At 58.9% G+C, this 20,929-nt stretch carries 15 protein-coding genes and 2 tRNA genes; 7 read left to right on the plus strand and 10 right to left on the minus strand.

The features are described 5' to 3' along the window. Window positions 1–24: 24 nt before the first annotated feature. Complete coding sequence (locus tag AFK67_RS16565; protein ID WP_007734969.1) at window positions 25–1,392, plus strand: L-serine ammonia-lyase; 1,368 nt, start codon at window positions 25–27, stop codon at window positions 1,390–1,392. Between the two features lie 129 nt (window positions 1,393–1,521). Further along, window positions 1,522–2,277 (plus strand): flap endonuclease Xni, encoded by a 756-nt coding sequence (gene xni, locus AFK67_RS16570; RefSeq protein ID WP_007734971.1) that lies wholly within the window; start codon window positions 1,522–1,524, stop codon window positions 2,275–2,277. A gap of 144 nt (window positions 2,278–2,421) precedes the next feature. On the opposite strand, the gene rlmM is transcribed toward xni, so the two are convergent. The 4 genes from rlmM to AFK67_RS16590 all read right to left on the minus strand — a co-directional run bounded on the left by rlmM (window position 2,422) and on the right by AFK67_RS16590 (window position 5,441). Further along, window positions 2,422–3,522 carry a 23S rRNA (cytidine(2498)-2'-O)-methyltransferase RlmM gene (gene rlmM, locus AFK67_RS16575; RefSeq protein WP_007734973.1) on the minus strand — a complete coding sequence of 367 codons (1,101 nt, stop codon included), beginning with the start codon at window positions 3,520–3,522 and terminating at the stop codon, window positions 2,422–2,424. Then, entirely contained in the window at window positions 3,515–3,910 is a 396-nt protein-coding gene (locus AFK67_RS16580; RefSeq protein WP_007734975.1) for a DUF423 domain-containing protein, read from the minus strand. The genes rlmM and AFK67_RS16580 overlap by 8 nt, the downstream gene beginning before the upstream one ends. Before the next feature lie 45 nt (window positions 3,911–3,955). Next, complete coding sequence (gene gcvA / locus AFK67_RS16585; protein ID WP_007734978.1) at window positions 3,956–4,873, minus strand: glycine cleavage system transcriptional regulator GcvA; 918 nt, start codon at window positions 4,871–4,873, stop codon at window positions 3,956–3,958. 340 nt (window positions 4,874–5,213) lie between these two features. Continuing rightward, a complete protein-coding gene (locus AFK67_RS16590; RefSeq protein ID WP_004385389.1) occupies window positions 5,214–5,441 on the minus strand; it encodes a YgdI/YgdR family lipoprotein in 228 nt (75 codons plus the stop codon). 192 nt (window positions 5,442–5,633) lie between these two features. Between AFK67_RS16590 and csdA the strand changes: the two genes are divergently transcribed. Continuing rightward, complete coding sequence (csdA, locus tag AFK67_RS16595; RefSeq protein WP_007734981.1) at window positions 5,634–6,836, plus strand: cysteine desulfurase CsdA; 1,203 nt, start codon at window positions 5,634–5,636, stop codon at window positions 6,834–6,836. After that, window positions 6,837–7,280, plus strand: a complete 444-nt coding sequence (gene csdE, locus AFK67_RS16600) for a cysteine desulfurase sulfur acceptor subunit CsdE (RefSeq protein ID WP_007734984.1) — start codon at window positions 6,837–6,839, stop codon at window positions 7,278–7,280. It abuts the gene before it with no gap. Here csdE and tcdA read toward each other — a convergent pair whose 3' ends face one another. Both tcdA and mltA read right to left on the minus strand, forming a co-directional pair. Further along, complete coding sequence (gene tcdA, locus AFK67_RS16605; RefSeq protein WP_032991181.1) at window positions 7,281–8,090, minus strand: tRNA cyclic N6-threonylcarbamoyladenosine(37) synthase TcdA; 810 nt, start codon at window positions 8,088–8,090, stop codon at window positions 7,281–7,283. A gap of 109 nt (window positions 8,091–8,199) precedes the next feature. Beyond that, a complete protein-coding gene (gene mltA, locus AFK67_RS16610; RefSeq protein ID WP_007734991.1) occupies window positions 8,200–9,297 on the minus strand; it encodes a murein transglycosylase A in 1,098 nt (365 codons plus the stop codon). Window positions 9,298–9,500: 203 nt separating this feature from the next. Between mltA and AFK67_RS16615 the strand changes: the two genes are divergently transcribed. Continuing rightward, window positions 9,501–9,577 (plus strand) — tRNA-Met (locus AFK67_RS16615). Between the two features lie 41 nt (window positions 9,578–9,618). After that, window positions 9,619–9,695: transfer RNA gene (locus AFK67_RS16620), tRNA-Met, on the plus strand. A 90-nt stretch (window positions 9,696–9,785) separates the two neighbouring features. Here AFK67_RS16620 and amiC read toward each other — a convergent pair. Next, a complete protein-coding gene (gene amiC / locus AFK67_RS16625; protein ID WP_007722313.1) occupies window positions 9,786–11,039 on the minus strand; it encodes an N-acetylmuramoyl-L-alanine amidase AmiC in 1,254 nt (417 codons plus the stop codon). Window positions 11,040–11,266: 227 nt separating this feature from the next. On the opposite strand from amiC, the gene argA reads away from it, so the two are divergent. Beyond that, window positions 11,267–12,598, plus strand: a complete 1,332-nt coding sequence (gene argA / locus AFK67_RS16630) for an amino-acid N-acetyltransferase (protein WP_032967219.1) — start codon at window positions 11,267–11,269, stop codon at window positions 12,596–12,598. Window positions 12,599–12,640: 42 nt separating this feature from the next. Here argA and recD read toward each other — a convergent pair whose 3' ends face one another. Genes recD through ptrA form a run of 3 tightly spaced genes read right to left on the minus strand, consistent with a single transcriptional unit; the run spans window position 12,641 to window position 20,894 of the window. Next, on the minus strand, window positions 12,641–14,470 hold the full coding sequence (recD, locus tag AFK67_RS16635; RefSeq protein ID WP_038884443.1) for an exodeoxyribonuclease V subunit alpha: 1,830 nt from the start codon (window positions 14,468–14,470) through the stop codon (window positions 12,641–12,643). Then, complete coding sequence (gene recB / locus AFK67_RS16640; RefSeq protein WP_038884445.1) at window positions 14,467–18,009, minus strand: exodeoxyribonuclease V subunit beta; 3,543 nt, start codon at window positions 18,007–18,009, stop codon at window positions 14,467–14,469. Before recB ends, recD begins: the two co-directional genes overlap by 4 nt. Continuing rightward, a complete protein-coding gene (gene ptrA / locus AFK67_RS16645) occupies window positions 18,006–20,894 on the minus strand; it encodes a pitrilysin (RefSeq protein WP_032967356.1) in 2,889 nt (962 codons plus the stop codon). Before ptrA ends, recB begins: the two co-directional genes overlap by 4 nt. Between the last annotated feature and the right edge of the window lie 35 nt (window positions 20,895–20,929).

Consider the following 20,929-nt stretch of genomic DNA (forward strand, 5'->3'; position numbering starts at 1 on the left):
GTTATTTATTCGACGGAATGCATCATGATCAGCGTTTTTGATATTTTCAAAATCGGTATTGGTCCATCCAGTTCCCATACCGTAGGGCCGATGAAAGCGGGCAAACAGTTTACCGATGACCTTATCGCGCAGCGCCTGCTGGAGAAGGTCACCAAAGTGGTGGTGGATGTTTACGGCTCCCTGTCGCTGACCGGCAAAGGCCACCACACCGATATCGCCATTATTATGGGTCTCGCCGGCAACCTGCCGGACACTGTCGACATCGACTCTATCCCGGGTTTTATTCAGGACGTCAATACGCACAGCCGCCTGATGCTTGCCGGTGGCGCGCATGAAGTCGCGTTCCCGGTTGATCAATGCATGAATTTCCATGCTGATAACCTGCCGCTGCACGAAAACGGTATGCGTATCACGGCGCTCGCGAACGACGAGGTGATCTACAGCCAGACGTATTACTCCATCGGCGGCGGTTTTATCGTCGACGAAGCGCACTTCGGCCAGACGCAAACCTCTACCACGCCGGTCCCGTACCCGTACAAAACGGCGGCGGATCTTCAGCGTCACTGCCGTGAAACCGGGCTCTCGCTCTCCGGCCTGATGATGAAAAACGAGCTGGCGCTGCACAGCAAAGAAGCGCTGGAAGCGCATTTCACGCAGGTGTGGGACGTCATGCGCGGCGGCATTGAGCGCGGCACCACGACCGAAGGCGTCCTGCCCGGTAAGCTGCGCGTTCCGCGTCGCGCCGCCGCGCTGCGCCGTATGCTGGTCAGCCACGACAAAACCGACGCCGACCCGATGAACGTTGTCGACTGGATTAACATGTTCGCGCTGGCGGTTAACGAAGAGAACGCCGCAGGCGGTCGCGTCGTTACCGCACCCACCAACGGGGCCTGCGGGATTGTTCCGGCCGTGCTCGCGTACTACGACAAGTTTATCCGCGAAGTGAATGCTAACTCGCTGGCGCGCTACCTGCTGGTGGCGAGCGCGATTGGCTCACTCTATAAGATGAACGCGTCCATCTCTGGCGCCGAAGTAGGCTGCCAGGGTGAGGTGGGCGTCGCCTGTTCGATGGCGGCGGCAGGTCTCGCGGAGCTGCTTGGCGGCAGCCCGGCGCAGGTTTGCATCGCGGCGGAAATCGGCATGGAGCATAACCTCGGCCTCACCTGCGACCCGGTCGCGGGCCAGGTACAGGTACCGTGCATCGAGCGCAACGCGATTGCCTCGGTGAAAGCCGTCAATGCCGCGCGTATGGCGCTGCGCCGCACCAGCGAACCGCGCGTCTGCCTCGATAAAGTCATCGAAACCATGTTCGAAACCGGCAAAGACATGAACGCCCGCTACCGCGAAACGTCTCGCGGGGGGCTTGCGGTCAAAGTGGTCGCCTGCGATTAACTTACTCTCTCCGCCCTGTTCGCAGGGCGTTTTTTTGCGCGTTATCTTCCTGAATCCGCTCCCCTTTCTGGTGAGCATTAACCGAAAATGTTACGGTAACGGCTTCTTACGTTCGCAAGGTAAGCCGCCATGCCTGTTCATTTGCTGATTGTCGATGCGCTCAACCTCATCCGCCGCATACACGCGGTGCAGGGAACACCGTGTGTCGATACCTGCCTGCATGCGCTGGAGCAACTGCTGGGCAACAGCCAGCCGACGCATGCCGTCGCGGTGTTTGATGATGAAGCCCGCGCGCAGGGTTGGCGTCATCAGCTCCTGCCCGATTACAAAGCCGGACGCCCGCCGATGCCTGACGATCTCCATCAGGAAATGCCCGCGCTGCGCGAGGCGTTTACCCTCCGCGGCGTTCCCTGCTGGCATGTCGAAGGCAACGAGGCCGACGATCTCGCCGCTACGCTCGCCGTGAAGGTGGCCGCCGCAGGCCATGAAGCGACCATCGTGTCCACCGACAAGGGCTATTGCCAGCTGCTGCGCCCGGAAATTCGCATTCGCGACTACTTTCAGAAACGCTGGCTGGATGCGCCGTTTATCGCCAGTGAATATGGCGTCGCGCCAGAGAGACTGGCGGATTTCTGGGGGCTTGCCGGGATAAGCAGCTCGAAAATTCCGGGCGTCGCGGGGATCGGACCGAAAAGCGCCACGCAGTTGATTAATGATTTCGGTACACTGGAATCGCTCTACCAGCGGCTCGATGAAGTGCCGGAGAAGTGGCGTAAAAAGCTTGAGGCGCATCGCGAAAGCGCGTTTATCTGCCGCCAGGTGGCGACGCTGAAGACCGATTTACAGCTCGACGGGAATTTGCAGCAGCTGCGCCTGAAGGGGTAGTTCAGGGGCATTAAAAAGGCGGGTGCGCTCACGCTTACCCGCCCTACACAAACCAGGATAACTATCCTCGGGCGGGTAAGCGCAGCGCACCCGCCATTTAAAAATGTAGGCCGGATAAACGCTGCGCTCCCGCCACGCGCGCCTTTATCGCTCGTCGCGACGCCCGCCGACGGCGGCCCACCAGCGGCGCACGTGAACGGTCACTTCTTCACGGTCGTGATAGAGCTGGCGCGCCTGGATCTGCGCGTTAATGCCGTGCGCGTCGAGCTGCTCCTGAATCGAGGCGATATTCTGCGACACCTCTTCATAGCGCTTTTTCATTGGCAGCTTGAGGTTGAAAATGGTTTCGCGACACCAGCCGTTCACCAGCCACTGCGCCATCAGCGCCGCCACTTTGGCAGGCTTCTCCACCATGTCGCACACCATCCAGGTGATATTGCTGCGGGTCGGGCGGTATTTAAAGCCGTCTTCGCGAAGCCACGTCACCTGGCCGGTATCCATCAGGCTCTGCGCCATCGGGCCGTTATCGACAGATGACACCCACATGTTGCGTTTCACCAGCTGATACGTCCAGCCGCCAGGGCATGCGCCCAGATCCACAGCGTACATCCCGTTAGCCAGGCGCTCATCCCACTCATCCGCCGGGATAAACACATGAAACGCCTCTTCAAGCTTTAGCGTCGAGCGGCTTGGCGCATCCGCCGGGAACTTCAGGCGCGGAATGCCCATGTAAAACGGTGAATTGTTATTAGTGTAGGAATAGCCCGTGTAGCAGCAGCCCGGCGCGATGAAAAACACATGCACCACCGGGCGTTTAGGGGTTTCGAAATTCGCCAGAATGGATGCTTCGCGAAGCGCGGCGCGCAGCGGAACGGTGAATTTGCGGCAGAACTTCATCAGCTCTTTGCTTTCGTTGGTGTCCGCCACTTCAACCCGCAGTTCGCCGCCCTTCTCCACGACGCCCTGCAACATGCCGACAATCGGCGTAACGCGATCTTCAGGCGGCAGATTCTGTAAAAGCTCGCCTGCCACAAACATCTGGCGGGCAAAAATCAGCGAGCTGAACGGCAGTTCGCGGGCCAGCTTATCGGCCTCTTCAGCCTGATAGCATTCGAAAATCACATAGCCGCTGTTTTCTTTCACGCGGGCGAAACCAAAAAAGCCTTGCTGCGCTGCTTTGTCGGTTATCTCTGCCGCACATTCTTTCTCAAAACCCTGACGGCAGTACAAAATGACCTTATTCATGAACCGAACCTTTACGCTTCAGACGCACCGCGCCAATTAACATTAATACCCAACCGGCCAGAAAACTTACGCCGCCGACCGGCGTAACGAAGGCCCATAAATGCAGATGTGAAAGCGCCAGACAGTAGAGGCTGCCGCTAAAAAGCACCGTGCCGAGCGCCAGGAACACGCTGCTCCAGTAAAACCAAATGCTGATGCGCCGCTGCATCGCGACCGCCAGTCCAAAAATCGCGAGCGTATGAAACGCCTGATATTCAAGGCCGGTTTGTATCCAGCCCATCTCAGCCGCGCCGAGGGTCTGGCGTAATACATGCGCGCCAAAAGCGCCCAGCGCAACGAAAACAAAGCCACTGATTGAGGCAAAAATCAGCATAAAACGGCTGGTCATGATGTAACCCTACAGTAAGGCGCGCCAGACGCGCGCGAATCATCGTTATTGTTCATAGCGAAAACGGAATTTTTCTTGCTCGCTCGCCGCTTTCGCCAGTATCCATTGCCGAAAGGCCGCTATTTTACCCAGTTCTGCCTGGCTGTCATGACAAACCAGATAAAAGGCGTTTTTACTCACCAGCACATCATTGAACGGGCAGACCAGGCGGCCTGCTTCGATTTCCGTCTGGGCCATGACATTGTTGGCGAGCGCCACGCCCTGGCCGTGAATGGCCGCCTGCAGCACCATCGCGCTGTGGCTGAAAATCGGCCCCTGCTGGACATTAATATGATTAAGACCAAGCTGGCGCGTATAAGTTTGCCAGTCGCGACGTGACGCGTCATGCAGAAGCGTGTGGCGGGCTAAATCTTCCGGCGCTTTTAATGGCTTATCGCCCGTGAGCAGCAGCGGCGAACAGACCGGCAGCAGATATTCGGCGTAGAGTTTCTCCACCCGCAGCCCCGGCCAGTTGCCGCGACCATAGAAAATCGCCACGTCCACATCGTCGGCAAGCTTATCTTCCTGCCGGTCTACCGCCTGAATACGCACGTCGATGCCCGGCCAGCTGCTGTTAAAGCTCGACAGCCGCGGCACCAGCCAGTGGATAGCAAAGCTTGGCAACAGGCTGACGGTGAGCGCGCCTTTCGCGCTGCGGGCCTGCAGCTTGCGCGTCGCTTCCGTCAGCTGGGAGAATATCTCTTTGATGTCCTGAAAATAGCTCTGCCCCTCTTCGGTTAACAGAAGAGAACGGTTGCGTCGACGGAATAGTTTCAGCCCAAGAAAATCTTCTAATGATTTTATCTGATGGCTGACGGCAGCTTGGGTGACAAAGAGCTCTTCGGCAGCTTTCGTGAAGCTTAAATGGCGCGCGGCAGCATCAAAAACACGTAATGCGTTTAACGGCGGTAATCGCTTGGACATGATGTTTGGCTTATGTGTAAATGCGTATTAACAAACGAGAAACAAGTCGTCACCCATTAGTTTTTTTTATCTGAGCCATTATAATTTGTCCGTTGAGGAACTACCAGCAAATACCTATAGTGGCGGCACTTCCTGAGCCGGAACGAAAAGTCTTTAGGAATGAGAGTTCTGGAGGGCTTTTGGCTTACGGTTGTGATGTTGTGTTGTTGTGTTTGCATTTGGTCTGCGATTCAGACCATCGTAGCTACGCTACTCTTTTCACTTCCTGTACATTTACCCTGTCTGTCCATAGTGATTAATGTAGCACCGCACTTTGCGGTGCTTTTTTTTGCCTGCGCGATTATTTCTCCAGCGCAACCATCTCTTTCACGTCAGTACGGTTGATCTGCTGCTGGTTACCGTTGGCATCTTTATATTTGATCATGCCGGTATCATCGTCAGTTTTCGGTTTCCCGTCGGTCACAATCGAACGACCGTCATTGGTGTGCATCACATAGTTAGGACCGGAACAGGCGCTCAGAGCAAAAGTCATCATACATGCTGATACTACAGCGGCAAGTTTATTCATGGTTCTTCTCCTTTAGAGTTTAATGCTATGTAAACTTTGTCTGCTAACAGGCTGAAATATTCACCTAACACTATTCAGCATAACCTGCTTTCATCCGTTTGCCAGAATAAACAGACTTATCCGATGGTTATCAATGACCTTGTTTACGGGCGTTAAATGGGCGACGATCGCAAGACTGGAAAGAGGAGTATCATGAAAGCATTTAGTCCTGTCGTGTTTCGTGCGCAGTTCCCTTCGCTGACCGACGCCGTGTATCTCGACAGCGCCGCCACGGCGCTTAAACCGCTGGCCGTGATTGAAGCCAGCCAGCAGTTTTATTCGCTGAGCGCGGGGAATGTCCACCGCAGCCAGTTTGCCGAAGCGCAGCGCCTCACCGCGCGCTATGAAGCCGCCCGTGAAAGCGTCGCGCGTTTCATTAACGCGCCGGACAGCCGCGATATCGTCTGGACGCGCGGCACGACCGAATCCATCAACATGATCGCCCAGTGCTACGCTCGCCCTCGCCTTGCGCCCGGCGATGAAATCATCGTCAGCGAAGCGGAGCACCACGCCAATCTGGTGCCGTGGCTGATGGTGGCCGAGCAGACCGGCGCGACGGTCGTTAAACTCCCGCTTGGCGCCGATTACCTGCCCGATATCGCGGCGCTGCCCTCGCTGATTACCCCGCGCACGCGTCTGCTGGCGCTGGGCCAGATGTCCAACGTCACCGGCGGCTGTCCGGATCTCGCCCGCGCCATCGCGCTCGCCCATGCCGCGGATGCGGTGGTAGTGGTCGATGGCGCGCAGGGCGTGGTTCACTGCCCGCCGGATGTGCAGGCGCTGGACATCGATTTCTACGCCTTCTCCGGCCACAAACTTTATGGCCCGACCGGCATCGGCGTGCTGTATGGCAAAACCGCGCTGCTTGAGCAGATGTCTCCCTGGCTCGGCGGCGGGAAAATGGTCACCGAGGTCTCGTTTGACGGTTTTAAAACCCAGCCGGTGCCTTATCGCTTCGAGGCCGGCACGCCGAACGTCGCAGGCGTGATTGGGCTGAGCGCCGCGCTCGCCTGGCTTGAGGAGATCGATCTGGAACAAGCCGAGCGCTATAGCCGTGGGCTCGCGACGCTTGCCGAAGCGCAACTGTCAATGCGGCCCGGCTTTCGCTCATTCCGCTGTCAGGATTCAAGCGTGCTGGCGTTTGATTTCGCAGGCGTGCACCACAGCGATCTGGTGACGCTGCTTGCCGGGTCGGGTATCGCGCTGCGCGCCGGGCAACACTGCGCGCAGCCGCTGCTGGCGGCGCTTGGCGTCAGCGGCACGCTGCGCGCCTCGTTCGCGCCTTACAACACGCAACGCGACGTCGAGGCGCTCATCGCCGCTATCGACCGCGCGCTGGATATACTGGTGGATTAAATGACGACTGCATCTCTTGCCGGACATCCGTTCGGCATCACAGTAACGCCCGACACGCTGCGCCAGACGTTTGGCCCGTTAACGCAGTGGGAAGATAAATATCGCCAGCTTATTCTGCTGGGCAAACAGCTTCCGGCGCTGCCAGAGACGTTAAAGCAGCAGGCGATGGAGATCCCCGGCTGCGAAAACCGGGTCTGGCTCGGTTATGAAAAGCGCCCCGACGGCAGCCTGCACTTCTTTGGCGACAGCGAGGGACGCATCGTGCGCGGGCTGCTGGCGGTCCTGCTCACCGCCGTGGAAGGCAATACAGCGCAGCAATTGCAGGCGCACGATCCGCTGGCGCTGTTTGACGAGTTAGGGCTGCGCGCCCAGCTCAGCGCCTCGCGCAGCCAGGGGCTGGCCGCGCTGGCGCAGGCCGTTCAGGACATTGCCCGCAGCGTCTGATTACCCGGCGCTGCGGGCCGCTTTCGCCATCATTTTCTTAAGCGCATGCGACACCGCCACGAACCCGAACGTGGCGGTTACCATCGTCGCCGCGCCAAAGCCGGAGGCGCAGTCCATGCGTTTCGGCCCTTCCGCCGTGCTTTTCATCGCGCACACCGAGCCATCCGCCTGTGGGTAAACCAGCGCTTCGGTGGAGAACACGCAGTCCACGCCGAGCTTGCCTTTGCTGTTTTTCACTACGCCGAAGTCGCTTTTCAGGCGCTCGCGCAGTTTCGCCGCCAGCGGGTCCTGAATGGTTTTAGCCAGATCGCTGACCTGGATCTGCGTCGGATCGATTTGTCCGCCCGCGCCGCCTGTGGTCACCAGCGGGATTTTATTGCGACGGCAGTATGCGATCAGCGCCGCTTTGGGCCGCACGCTGTCGATAGCGTCAATGACATAGCTGAACCCGGCGCTCAGGTATTGCGCCACGTTATCGGCGGTGACGAAATCATCGATAACGGTAACGCGGCACTCCGGGTTAATCTGGCGAATACGCCCGGCCATCACGTCTGATTTCGCCTGCCCGACCGTGTCGCGCAACGCATGGATCTGACGGTTGGTATTAGTGACGCAAACGTCATCCATATCGATAAGCGTTATCGCGCCGATGCCAGTACGCGCCAGCGCTTCCGCCGCCCATGAGCCGACGCCGCCGATGCCGACCACGCATACATGCGCATCAGCAAAAAGCTGCAACGCCGCTTCGCCATATAAACGCGCGGTACCGCCAAAGCGGCTGCGCCAGGCGTCTGTAATCACAACAGCCATAAAACCTCAGATGTAAAAAGGGTGAGAGTTCTCCCTCACCCTTGCTCAGTAATCCGCAGACCCGGACAGCGCAGCGCCGCCCGGCGTCAGGACGTTCAGAATATCATATTCACCCGCTGAACACGTTGCCCGCGCCCGGCGCGGTTTTCAGCACCCAGACGCGACCATAGTGATTATACCAGCCGGCCCGGTGACCGGCGTCCGGTCCGATACCCTGATAAATGTCGAAGTGCTGGCCTTTGATAGCGCCACCGACATCCAGCGCCACCATCAGGCGCAGCTCATATTGTCCGTTGAACTTGCCGTTATTGTCCAGCAGCGGCACTTCCGCGAGGAGCGTGGTGCCCGCCGGAATAATCGAGCGATCAGAGGCGACCGACGCGCGGCCAATCAGCGGTACGCCGCTTGCGCCTTTTACCGGCGCGTAGTTCTGCGGCTTAAAGAAGACGAAAGACGGGTTTTCTTCCAGCAGCGCGCGTACCTCCTGCTCGCTGTGGGTTTCGCCCCAGTGGCGGATCGCCTGCATCGACATCTCTTCACGCTTCACTTCGCCGCGATCGATAAGCACTTTGCCGATGCTGCGATAGGGATGGCCGTTTTTACCGGCATACGCGAAGAAGTTCAGCGGGCGGCCATCGCCGAAGTCGATATAACCGCTGCCTTGCACATCCATAATGAAGTTATCCATCAGCGAATTGCTGTACGCCAGCACATAGCTGTCGCTCAGGCCGCCAGCGTATATCTGGGCGCGCGACGGCAGACGTCCGCGTTTGGGCGGCATGCGGTAAATCGGGTACTGGAATTCGCCCTGGCGGGTGTAGCGCGCCTGCACGACCGGCGTATAGTAGCCGGTAAACTGAACGTTGCCGTAGTTATCCGCGCCTTCCATCTGCCAGGCGTCGATGCCGAACTGGCGCAGCGAGCGGGTATCGCCGCCCGCGCGCAGCCACTCCTGCACCGCGTTATAGACGTTGCTCTGAGAGCCGAAAAGACGTGGCGAGGCGCTGCGGATAGCCGCTACCTGCTCGGAAAAATCGCCAGCGTTAATCGGCGCGCCAATGGCGTCCGGCTGGTTTACCAGCGAGAACGGCTGCGTAAACTTGCCGTCTTTATATTGCTGACCGCGATCGGTCGGTTTGGAAGAACAGGCAGCCAGCAACGTTATCATCGCCCCTGCCGCCAGATATTTTGCCCAACGTCCTTTCATGACTCTCTCCGCTATTGCGCTGTCCGCAGGCGAAGATAGCAAACCGGGGAGCGCAAGGAAACGCATAAGCCGCTCCCGGCCTGGGACGGGATGAAATATTCATCAATCAGAATGATATTTCAGCAAGCTGACGCCGATTCAGCTTATTGTTTTAAAAAAAGGTTGCAACGAAAGCTCAGCGGAGTATAGTGCGCTTCCACGGACGCGGGGTGGAGCAGCCTGGTAGCTCGTCGGGCTCATAACCCGAAGGTCGTCGGTTCAAATCCGGCCCCCGCAACCAATTAACGCGCACGGCGCGACAATGTGAAGAAGTAAGACGGACGCGGGGTGGAGCAGCCTGGTAGCTCGTCGGGCTCATAACCCGAAGGTCGTCGGTTCAAATCCGGCCCCCGCAACCAATAAAATGAACACCCTGACGGGTGTTTTTTTATGTCCGCTATTCAGCCCGTTCCCCTTCCCTGACGTATCCCGTCAAGCCAGAAGGCGCGTTATCCGCGCCTTGCCAGCGTACCGCCATCGGCGAAATAGGCTTTAATCCCCGCGAGAATAGACTCAGCCACTTCCTGCTGGAACGTTGCTGTGCGCAGCTTGCGCTCTTCCTCTTCGTTACTGATAAACGCCGTTTCCACCAGAATGGACGGAATATCAGGCGCCTTCAGCACCGCAAATCCCGCCTGATCCACTTTATTCTTATGCAGCGAGTTGACCCGCCCGAGGCGACCCAACACTTCCTTACCGAACTTGAGGCTGTCGGCGATGGTCAGTGACTGCACCATGTCGAACATCGTGTGATCGAGATAGACGTCGCCGCTTTTACTCACGCCGCCCACCAGGTCCGCGGCATTCTGGGTTTGCGCCAGGTATTTCGCCGCGGTACTGGTCGCGCCTTTGGTGGAAAGCGCAAACACCGAGGAGCCTCGCGCCGCCCGGCTCGTAAAGGCGTCCGCGTGAATGGAGACAAACAGGTCGGCGCGCTGCTTCTGCGCCTTTGCCACGCGCACTTTCAGCGGAATGAAAATATCTTCATTGCGCGTCATAAACGCTTTCATGTTGGCTTCTTTTTCAATCAGCGCGCGCAGGCGACGTGCGATTTGCAGCACCACGTCTTTTTCGCGGGTTTTATGTTTACCAATCGCGCCTGGATCTTCCCCGCCGTGGCCGGGATCAATCATGATGACAATCGGGCGATCGCGCCCGGCTTTCCCCGGCTGCGGCCCGCTGGCGGCAGGCGGCACCTGTTTATCCAGTTCGCCCTTGTTGTAATCCTCAAGAAGCGCCAGTAGTGGATCCTGCTCGTTGTCGCCGTTAGCTGGGTAGAGATCGATAACCAGACGCTCGCGAAACTCCGCCACCGGCGCCAGCGCGAACAGGTGCGGCGTGACGTTCTTTTTCAGTTCAAACACCATGCGCACGGTTTTCGGATCGAACTGGCCGACACGGGCGGACTTAATAAAAGGATCGTCGACGCGGATCTGATTGCCCATGCCTTTCAGCACCGCGTTCAGGTTGACGCCTTCCAGGTCCACGACGATGCGCTCCGGGTTGCTCAGCGCAAACTGGCGATACTTCAGCACACGGTTAGATTCCAGCGTCACGCGGGTATAGGCGGAAGCAGGCCAGACGCGCACCGCGATGACCTGGCCCGACGCGGCCAGGCCTGCCTGACTGACGCTTAATAACCACATCGCCCCTGCGCCCTGCAACAGCTGGCGACGACTAAAAAGATGACTGGAACCTGACATGCCACTCCCGAGCATTAATGCGAATAAATCAAATTACGACCAAAATGGCCAAAAACTTTAGCGAATGGTGTCGGAACTGTCATCTATAAAAGGGTAAACAATTGCCTTTCGGCAAAGGTCTTCGCGTTAATGACGCGATGCCGCCATAAAATTGCCACTTGCGCATGGGATAATAAAAGAATAAAAATACACAAATTACGAATAAACATTCACTGAGAGGTTTTGCCGTGGTGAAGGAACGTCGAACCGAACTGGTCCAGGGATTCCGCCATTCTGTTCCCTATATTAATGCCCATCGGGGTAAAACGTTTGTCATTATGCTTGGCGGCGAAGCCATTGAGCACGAAAATTTTTCCAGTATCGTCAACGACATCGGGCTGCTCCACAGCCTCGGCATCCGTCTGGTGGTGGTCTATGGCGCGCGTCCGCAAATAGACGCCAATCTCGCCGAGCACCACCACGAGCCGGTCTACCACAAGCATACGCGCGTCACCGACGCGAAAACGCTGGAACTGGTCAAACAGGCCGCCGGGCTGTTGCAGCTGGACATTACCGCTCGCCTGTCGATGAGCCTCGGCAACACGCCGCTTCAGGGCGCGCATATAAATGTGGTGAGCGGCAACTTTATTATCGCGCAGCCGCTCGGCGTGGATGACGGCGTCGATTACTGCCACAGCGGGCGCATTCGCCGTATTGATGAAGATGCTATCCATCGCCAGCTCGACAGCGGAGCTATTGTGCTGCTGGGCCCGGTGGCGGTATCGGTGACCGGCGAGAGTTTCAACCTGACCTCTGAAGAAGTCGCGACCCAGCTCGCCATCAAGCTGAAGGCCGAGAAAATGATCGGCTTCTGTTCATCGCAGGGCGTGATGAACGAGGACGGCGATATTATTTCTGAGCTCTTTCCAAACGAGGCGCAGACGCGTCTCGACACGCTCGAAGCTGGCGGTGACTATCATTCCGGCACCGTGCGCTTCCTGCGCGGCGCGGTGAAAGCCTGCCGTAGCGGCGTGCGCCGCTGCCACTTGATAAGTTACCAGGAAGATGGCGCGCTGCTGCAGGAGCTCTTTTCCCGCGACGGCATCGGCACCCAGATTGTCATGGAGAGCGCCGAGCAGATCCGCCGCGCCACCATTAATGACATCGGCGGCATTCTGGAGCTTATCCGCCCGCTGGAGCAGCAGGGCATTCTGGTGCGCCGCTCGCGCGAGCAACTGGAGATGGAGATCGATAAGTTCACCATCATCCAGCGTGACAACCTGACCATCGCCTGCGCCGCGCTCTATCCGTTCCCGGAAGAGAAAATCGGCGAAATGGCCTGCGTGGCGGTACATCCCGACTATCGCAGTTCGGCGCGCGGCGAAGTGCTCCTGCAACGCATCGCAAGCCAGGCGAAACAGATGGGTTTATCGAAACTGTTTGTGCTGACGACCCGCAGCATCCACTGGTTCCAGGAGCGCGGTTTCGCGCCGGTCGATATCGATCTGCTGCCTGAAAGCAAAAAGCAGATGTACAACTACCAGCGCCGCTCGAAAGTACTCATGGCCGACTTAACCTGACGACGCCGCTCCCGCGGCCGGGCCATTGCCGGGCCGCGTTTTCTATGCAAAACAGGCCATCAGCCCGCTGCGCCGCTCGGTTCGTGTGGCGATAGCCATTTCCAGCACCCGGTCATCGGCATATAGCGACAAGCGCCGCCGCGCGCGGGTTATCGCCGTGTAGACCAGCTCCCGCGTCACCACAGGCGCGAACTGCCCTGGCAGGATCAGCGCTGCATGGTCGAACTCCGATCCCTGCGATTTATGTACCGTCATCGCCCAGGCGGTGTCGTTATCCGGCAGGCGGCTCGGCACCACGGGCTTCAGTTTGCCGCCCGGCATCGGAAACCAGACGCGTAACCCCTCGCCACGATCCAGCGCCACACCAATATCGCCATTAAACAGCCCCAGCGCGCTGTCGTTGCGCGAAATCATCACCGGCCGCCCCTCATACCAGCGTGACAGCGGCGTGCGGCGAATAATGCGCCGCTGCGCCAGCGCGTGTTCGATGCGCTCATTTAGCCCCGCGACGCCGAACGGCCCTTCGCGTAACGCGCACAACATCTGGAATTCGCTGAAGGCAGCGAGGATCGCGTGCGGCTCGGCCTGCTCACGCAGCAACGTTAAAAAACGCGCATACCCTGCCAGCGTCTCGTCAATCATCTGTGCGTAGTCGTCATTTCCTGCAAGCGTTTTGCAGGCGATATCGTCAAAGCCGCGGCCAAACGTTTCTCTCGCGGCGCGATGATCGCTGCGGTTGACCGCAAACGCGAGCTGCCCGATCCCGGAGTCGCTGCCGAAGCGATAGCTCTTTTGCAGCAGGCACAGACAGTCGCGTAGCGCGCCCGCCGGATGCGGTTCGCCGCCGCGGATGTCGCAGCCAGTAATGCGGGCAAGCTCGGCTGCGCGTTCTGCGGTAAAGCCATGATTAACGTAGTGACAGATATCGCCAAGCACCGCGCCCGCTTCCACGGAGGCGAGCTGGTCGCGATCGCCTAAAAAAATGACCCGCGCGTGTTCCGGCAGGGCCGCGATAAGCCGCGCCATCATCGGCAGGTCGATCATTGAGGCTTCATCTACCACCAGCACGTCCAGATGCAGCGGATTGCCTTCATGGTAACGCAACCGCTGGCTGCCCGGCTGCGCACCTAACAGGCGATGCAGCGTGCTGGCCTCTTCCGGCAGCGCGCTCTTTTGCTCGTCGCTCAACGGCAAACGACGCAGCGCTGCGCCGAGCGACTCCGTCAGGCGCGCCGCCGCTTTGCCGGTCGGCGCTGCGAGACGAATACGCGGCAGCTTGTCGCCAGACAGCTGTACCATCGCCGCCAGCAGTTTGGCGACCGTCGTGGTTTTGCCGGTGCCCGGCCCGCCGGAAATCACGGAGATGCGCCGGGTCAGCGCTACGGCAGCCGCCACTTTCTGCCAGTCCACTTCATCGCCAGACGCGCCAAAAAGCGCCTCCAGCACCGCGCTCAGGCGCGCTTCATCCTGCGCAATACTGTGGTTGCGCTCGCGGAAAAACGCCGCGACCGCCATCTCGTGCCGCCACATACGGTTAAGGTACAAACGCTCGCCGATGAGTTTCAGCGGGGTCGGCTCGTCGCCCTCGCTCACCGCGGGCGAGGCGAGCAGCAAAGCGCGCCACGACGTCGGATTGCCCGCCGCCGCAAACAGCTGCTGCGCCATCTCATCATGACGTCCGGCAAAGCAGTGCGCGCATAACCGCGAGACGGGCAGGCAGACGTGCCCTTCCCCTGCGTCGCGGCTAACCAGCGCGGCAGCCAGCATCACCGCGGGTTCGTCGTCGCTTGCCACCATCATCGCGAACTGCGCATCCAGCGGACGCAGCAGTTTCAGCACAACGGCCTGCTGGATCAGTTGATGCATTTTCATGTCGCGTTCTCCTCCACGCCGGCGAACAGGGCGTCCATTGCCGTCACCAGCGCCTGCGCAGGGCGTGCGGTAAAGATGCCCTGGCTGGCGTCCTCTCCCGTGACGCCGCGCAAAAACAGATAAATCACGCCACCGAAGTGGCGCTGATAATCGTAATCCGGCAGGCGATGGCGTAAATAGCGGTGCAGCGCCAGCGTATAAAGCTGGTATTGCAGATCGTAGCGGTGCGTCTGCATCACCTGCGCCATCGCCTCGCGGGTATAGGCTTGCGGGCTGTCGCCCAGCCAGTTGGATTTATAATCCAGCAGGTAATACCGCCCCTGCCAGCGGAAAACAAGGTCGATAAAGCCTTTAAGCATGCCGCGCACCTGACGGAAATCGAGCGGCGGACACTGCGCTGAGAGCGAGTCGTGCTTGCGGATAAGCGCATCCAGCGCCTCCGGGCGCAACGCGGCATCAATCGGCACGTAAAACTCCAGCTCCACCTGCTTATCTTTCGCGTCCAGCTGATTGAGCGACACGCCGGTGTCATTCAGCGGCGCGCGCAACACATCGTCTATCCAGCGGCACAGCACCGGCTGCCAGGTTTCATCGAAACCGCCGAGCTGTAGCTGTTGCGCCACCCATTCCGGTGCCACCGGCTGGGTAAAATCGATTTCCTCAAAGAGGCTGTGCAGGAAAGTCCCCGGCGACGCACCGCGCGGAAACGTATGCGGCGACATCACCGGTTCGTCAGGCACCTCGCGTGCGCCCGCGCCGTCGAGATCCAGTTTTGGCAGCAAGTCCAGCGCGCGCGCCGCGCCATGCTGTTGCAGCCCCGAGTAACTGGTGACGCGCCACTCATCGGCGATACGCCGCTGCAACGCGCGCGCGGCAAGCGTCGGCGGCGACGATTCCGGCGGCATCCAGGGCGTATTGTCAGGCGCGCCGGGGATCTCCAGCACAATATTGGTATCGCACAGCGCATCCAGACAGCGGCGCAGGCCATTCGCATCCAGCGCCTCGCCCTGTTGTATCAGCCTGCCAAGGGCGCTGCGATGAAGGTCGGTTTCGCCCTCTTTCGCGCCGCGCCGACGAAACAGCGGCGCTACGCCAAGGCTGCAATGCCAAATGGAGCGCGTCAGCGCCACGTAGAGCAGGCGTAAATCCTCCGCCAGACGCTCCATCTCGGCGAGCTCCAGGCTCTCTTCGGCATTGCTGAGATCGAGCATGGGCGCGAACGTGTCGCGATCGTGGTAAAACGCTTGGCGCTGTTCGCGAAAGTCAGCGATAAACGGCAGCCACACCAGTGGATATTCCAGGCCTTTGGATTTATGGATAGTCACCACCTGCACCAGGTGTTTGTCGCTTTCCAGCCGCAGTTGCTGGCTGGAGGCGTTGGCGTCCGGCTCGGCGATATGCTGCGCCAGCCACCGCACCAGCGCGTATTCACTGTCTGCCTGCGCGGAAGCCTCCTGCAGTAATTCGCTCAGGTGGAGAATATCCGTCAGGCGGCGTTCGCCGCCCGGCGTGGCCAGCAGGTTTTCCGCGACATGGCGGTGCGTCATCAGCGCGCGCAGCATCGGCATCACGCCGCGCCGCAGCCAGATCTGCCGGTAGCCGTCAAACTCCTCTACCAGCGCATCCCAGGCGCTTTCATCTTCATTCAGCGCCTCAATCGCAGGCGCATCCAGCCCCAGCATGCTTGCCGCCAGCGCGCTGCGCAGCCGCGTTTCGACCTCCGGCGCCAGTACCGCCTGTAGCAGCCAGAGCATCTCCAGCGCCTCCTGGGTGGCAAACACGCTGTCGCGATTAGAGAGATAGACGGAAGGGATATTGAGCGCGTTCAGGGCCTCACGCACCAGATTCGCCTCAATGCGGTTACGCACCAGCACCGTGATATCTGACGCCTGGACAGGGCGAGCCCGATCGTCGCGCCACAGCAGCGCCTCGCCCTTCATCCCCGCGCTTAGCCAGTCGCGGATCTGCTGGGCGCAGACGCGTGCCATAGTTTGTTGGTAATCACTTACTCCTGCGCCATCGCCCTCCATGAGCCAGAGCTTCATGGCAGGCTGCGCTTTTCCCGCAAAAGTAAAGCGCAGCGACTGGTTACGCGGCGCGGGCTTCACCGCCAGGAACGGAATATCGCGAAACATAAACGCGTTATCCATCTGGCTGAAAATGCGGTTTACGCTCTCCACCATACCCGGTGCCGAACGCCAGTTGGTATCAAGCGTATAGTGAGCGTTTACTTCGCCGCGAGCCCGCATGTAAGTAAAAATATCCGCGCCGCGAAACGCGTAAATCGCCTGTTTGGGGTCGCCAATCAGGAGCAACGTGGTGTCAGCCTGGCCAAGCCAGATGCGACGGAAAATACGATACTGCTGCGGGTCGGTATCCTGAAATTCATCAATCATCGCGGCCGGGTAACGCGCGCGGATAGCCGCCGCCAGCGCCTCGCCGCCCGGCTTATGCAGCGCCTCGTCAAGGCGGCTTAGCATATCGTCAAACCCTAACTCGCCGCGGCGGCGTTTTTCCTGCGCGACGGTGTAGCGGATCTCCGCCATCGCTCTGGCAATCAGCAAATCGCGGATAGTAAACGGCTCGGCCAGCAGCGCGTCGATCGCCTCAAACACCGCATGGCGCGGCGCCTCGCCCTTTTTGGTCTTTTCAAGCAGCATTTGCTGGGCGAATTTTTCAAGCGCGCCTGGTAATTGCCAACTGGTCGTTTCTTCCTGGGCCCAGGCGGAAACCTGATCGAGCCAGGCGGGCAGATAGCGGCTGCTGTAGCTGCGTTTATCCACGCCTGAATTCTGTATCAGCGCGGCCAGCTCTGCGGCGTTTTCGCGCCAGAGCGCTTTTACCTCATCAATACGCGCAATCGCCTTTTCGTAGCGCTTTTCAATCGTTTCATCATCCGGCGGCGGCGCTTTTATCTTTGGCGCTTCGCCATGCAGGAAGCTGTTCACATCACGCAGTAGCGATTCAGGCCCGTCCCACTGCTCGCAAACGACGCGCGCCAGCGGTTTAGCGAGCGGGTAACAATGACGACGCCAGAAATCGGCGCAGGCCTGATAGCGCAGCAGCGACTCATCTTCAATCAACTGCTGTTCAAACGGCATGCCGGATTCGAACGCGTTAAGGCTCAACATCCGCTGGCAGAAGCCGTGAATGGTAAAAATTGCCGCTTCGTCTATCTGCCGCTCCGCGAGCAACAGCGTGCGGGCAGCAAGCGGTTTATCCGCAATATCGTCCAGCAGCCGCTGATAGAGCGGATCGTCGGTACGCTCGCGCAGGCAGGCCACGCGCAGCTCATGGATGTTGCTGCGAATACGCCCGCGCAGCTCCTCCGTCGCGGCCTCGGTGAAGGTCACGACCAGCAGTTCCTCCACCGTTAGCGAACGCGGGTAAGCGGCCTCACCACCGAGCCCTAACAGCAGACGCAGATACAGCGCTGCGATGGTATAGGTTTTCCCGGTGCCGGCAGAGGCTTCTATCAGCCGCTCGCCCGTTAAGGGCAAGCGGAGCGGGTCAAGGGACGCGGCGGGCTCGTCGGTCATTGCGTATTACTCAAAAGCGGTAAGGATTGTTGCAGGGTGCTGACGCTTTGATAAACCGGCCATCCTTCAGGCGCGGCATAATGGGCCTGCGCGCTCTGACTCCCGGAGACCTGCGAGAGGATTGTCATGCCCTGTCGGGCAAGCACAGCCTGGTGGAAAAAATCGGCCAGTTTTTGCGGCGTCAGCTGTTTGATTTCGGCGACAACTTTATCACGAGAATCGAATTTTAAATTATCCCGGTCGAAGTCTTTGCTGACCTGCGACGCCTCTTCGCCCAACGTCTGCGGGGCCTGAAGCATGTCATTGATGATGCTTTGCTGAATATGCGCAAAATCCTGCGCGTTCAGCGAGCGTAATCGAGACTCCACCTCCGGGAAAAAGGCCTGATAGCGCTTCCAGAGGAAATCGGGCTGTTTTTCACTGCTTTGTAGCAGGAAGCCAATCCCCCACTGACGCCCTACCGGCATCGGGAAGGCAAAAACGGCATAGCCCAGCTGCTCCTGAGTACGCAGCTGATTATAAAACCAGGGCGAAATAATCTGGCCCAGCATGGCGCTACAGGCGGTGCTGGTCGCCTCGTTATACCCGACCGGCACAAACAGCGCGGCCAGCGCGGAATCGGTACTGCTCCCGGCTTTGTTAAAAATGGCCTGCTGCGTTTTTTCCACGCTGACATCTTTAGTGCGCGTCCAGCTTTTCCCTTCGAGCCCAAGATGGCGTTTGGCATCCTGCGCAAAATTCTTCACCTGCTCAGGCGACATATTACCCACGACTAAAAACTCCGCCCGGGCGTGCGTTTTGAGGCGGTCACGATAGGCAAGGATCTCCTCAAGCGTGATATCAGGCAGCAGTGCACGGCGCGCCTCGCGCTGGAAATAAGGCACCTGTGAAACCATCTGCACCGGCATGATAGCCTGGTCGTAAGCTTTGCCTTTCTCGGCGGAGTCCAGCATCTGCTTGTACCAGGATTTGGCCTGCGCCAGTTGCTCCTGCGTCGGTTCATAGCTGAAGTAGCCATCCAGCAGCGTCAGAAACAGCTTACGCAAATGCTGGGTGTAGCCGTTCGCGCTGATCATCAGCCCACTGTTAGCGCTGCTGGAAAAGCCGATACCGCCGACTGACGCCTGATTGCTCAGTTGATCGAGCGCCAGGCCAGCGAGGTAGTCATTAAGCGCAAATAGCACCTGATTTTTCGCGCTATTCATTGCCTCTTCGTTACGCAGCACCAGCGTGATATCCGCTCTCGGTTCGTTTGCGAAATAGCGGCTTGGCATATAGAGCGCGCGCAGAGCAGGCTCCGAAACCAGCAGTTGCGGGTGCGAATATGGCTTTTGCGGCTTAATCAGGCTGAAATCGCTCGGAATATAAGGATTAGGCGCAGGAAGCGTGAGCGCAATCTGCTGACCCAGCGTCTGCCACTGTTGTAGCGTGGCGGTCGGGATTTTCTCGACCTGATAAGGCGCCTCAACAAAATAGGCTTTTTTATTGTGCGGCTCGTCCGGGCTGATATACCAGATGCGCGCGTTTTCCGGCGTCATCATCGCAAGGCGTGATTTCACCGCCTCAGGATCGAACTGGTCGGCAATATTGACGACATCCAGCGTATGCTCAACCGGCACGCGCAGCATGCTGTCCGCCAGCCACTCGACATAGTTCATATCGCGCGTGATGGAGGGGTAACGGAAATCGAGATCCAGCACATGTGACAGCTCGGTGAAGTAGCGCTTGTCGATGCCCTTGTCACGTAATGTCCCGAGATAGCGGAAAACAGCGGCTACGACTTCATCGCGCTGCGCGAGGCCTTTATCAGTCAGCGATACCGAAATCACCATAACGCCGCTGTTACCGGCCACGACCGGATCGGAGTCAGCTCTGACACTTTCGGCGAGCCCCTCTTTTTGCAGCCAGTCGGACAGCGTGCCGGGGCTGCGGTTGCCAATCATATAGCTGATGAGCTCATCAGTTTTGCTGCGAAACTTATCGCTGTTGTTTTCAATGCGAAACTCGACGCGCAACGCCTTAAGGGGTTGTACCGGCACGTAATGAATAAAAATGCCCTGCTGTGCGGGTGTCACGACAGGCGTAGTGACCTGTGGCGCCGCCAGATTTTTATTCGGCACGCGCCCCCATGTGGCTGCCGCCATACGCGCCAGCTCCGGCAACGGACGGTTACTGTAGACGACCGCTTTCATAAGATTGGCGGAGTAGTATTTATCGCGAAAGTCCACCAGCGCCTGGTGCAGCGGGCTGCCCGGTTTGTCGCGTAGCGTCTCCAGATTGCCGCCGGAGAAACGCGAGCCGGGATGCGCCGGGTTTAGCGTTTCGGCGCTCACCTGCGCCATGCGCATGCCGTCGCGCGCACGGGCCATGGTTAACTCCGCATTCACGGCGTTACGTTCGCGCTCAGCATAGGTTTTATCAAGCTTTGGCGCGGCGATGGCATCGGCGAGACGGTCCATCGCGCCCTCAAGCGCATCGTTTTCGACTTCAAGATACCAGGCCGTGCGGTACGGCGCGGTACTGGCGTTATGGCTTCCGCCGTGCAGTTTGAGATATTCCGCCAGGCTGTCGGGCTCCGGATATTTTTGCGAGCCCATCAGCGTCATATGTTCGAGATAATGAGCAAGGCCCAGATGATCGTCGGGATCCTCAAGCGAGCCCACCGGCAGCACCAGCGCCGAGAGCGATTTTACGGCCTGCGGATCGGACACCAGTAATACCACCATGCCGTTGTCGAGCCGGATAGCCTGATATTCCCGGTTATCACGATCGCTTTTACGGATCGTGTCTTTCAGCGGTTGCCAGCCGGTATCGGCCTGAGACAACGGCGCCCAGAAGGCCATACAGATCAACAGTGCTTTGTACCAGTTACCACATCCAGGCATCTATAAACCTCTCATTTACTACTTATGCTATTCAT

The organism is Cronobacter dublinensis subsp. dublinensis LMG 23823 (genome assembly GCF_001277235.1).
GTDB lineage: Bacteria > Pseudomonadota > Gammaproteobacteria > Enterobacterales > Enterobacteriaceae > Cronobacter > Cronobacter dublinensis.

Coding starts and splice junctions, on each gene's coding strand:
- AFK67_RS16565 (WP_007734969.1), top strand. CDS start 25: ATGATCAGCGTTTTTGATATTTTCAAAATCGGTATTGGTCCATCCAGT.
- xni (WP_007734971.1), top strand. CDS start 1,522: ATGCCTGTTCATTTGCTGATTGTCGATGCGCTCAACCTCATCCGCCGC.
- rlmM (WP_007734973.1), bottom strand. CDS start 3,522: ATGAATAAGGTCATTTTGTACTGCCGTCAGGGTTTTGAGAAAGAATGT.
- AFK67_RS16580 (WP_007734975.1), bottom strand. CDS start 3,910: ATGACCAGCCGTTTTATGCTGATTTTTGCCTCAATCAGTGGCTTTGTT.
- gcvA (WP_007734978.1), bottom strand. CDS start 4,873: ATGTCCAAGCGATTACCGCCGTTAAACGCATTACGTGTTTTTGATGCT.
- AFK67_RS16590 (WP_004385389.1), bottom strand. CDS start 5,441: ATGAATAAACTTGCCGCTGTAGTATCAGCATGTATGATGACTTTTGCT.
- csdA (WP_007734981.1), top strand. CDS start 5,634: ATGAAAGCATTTAGTCCTGTCGTGTTTCGTGCGCAGTTCCCTTCGCTG.
- csdE (WP_007734984.1), top strand. CDS start 6,837: ATGACGACTGCATCTCTTGCCGGACATCCGTTCGGCATCACAGTAACG.
- tcdA (WP_032991181.1), bottom strand. CDS start 8,090: ATGGCTGTTGTGATTACAGACGCCTGGCGCAGCCGCTTTGGCGGTACC.
- mltA (WP_007734991.1), bottom strand. CDS start 9,297: ATGAAAGGACGTTGGGCAAAATATCTGGCGGCAGGGGCGATGATAACG.
- amiC (WP_007722313.1), bottom strand. CDS start 11,039: ATGTCAGGTTCCAGTCATCTTTTTAGTCGTCGCCAGCTGTTGCAGGGC.
- recD (WP_038884443.1), bottom strand. CDS start 14,470: ATGAAAATGCATCAACTGATCCAGCAGGCCGTTGTGCTGAAACTGCTG.
- recB (WP_038884445.1), bottom strand. CDS start 18,009: ATGACCGACGAGCCCGCCGCGTCCCTTGACCCGCTCCGCTTGCCCTTA.
- ptrA (WP_032967356.1), bottom strand. CDS start 20,894: ATGCCTGGATGTGGTAACTGGTACAAAGCACTGTTGATCTGTATGGCC.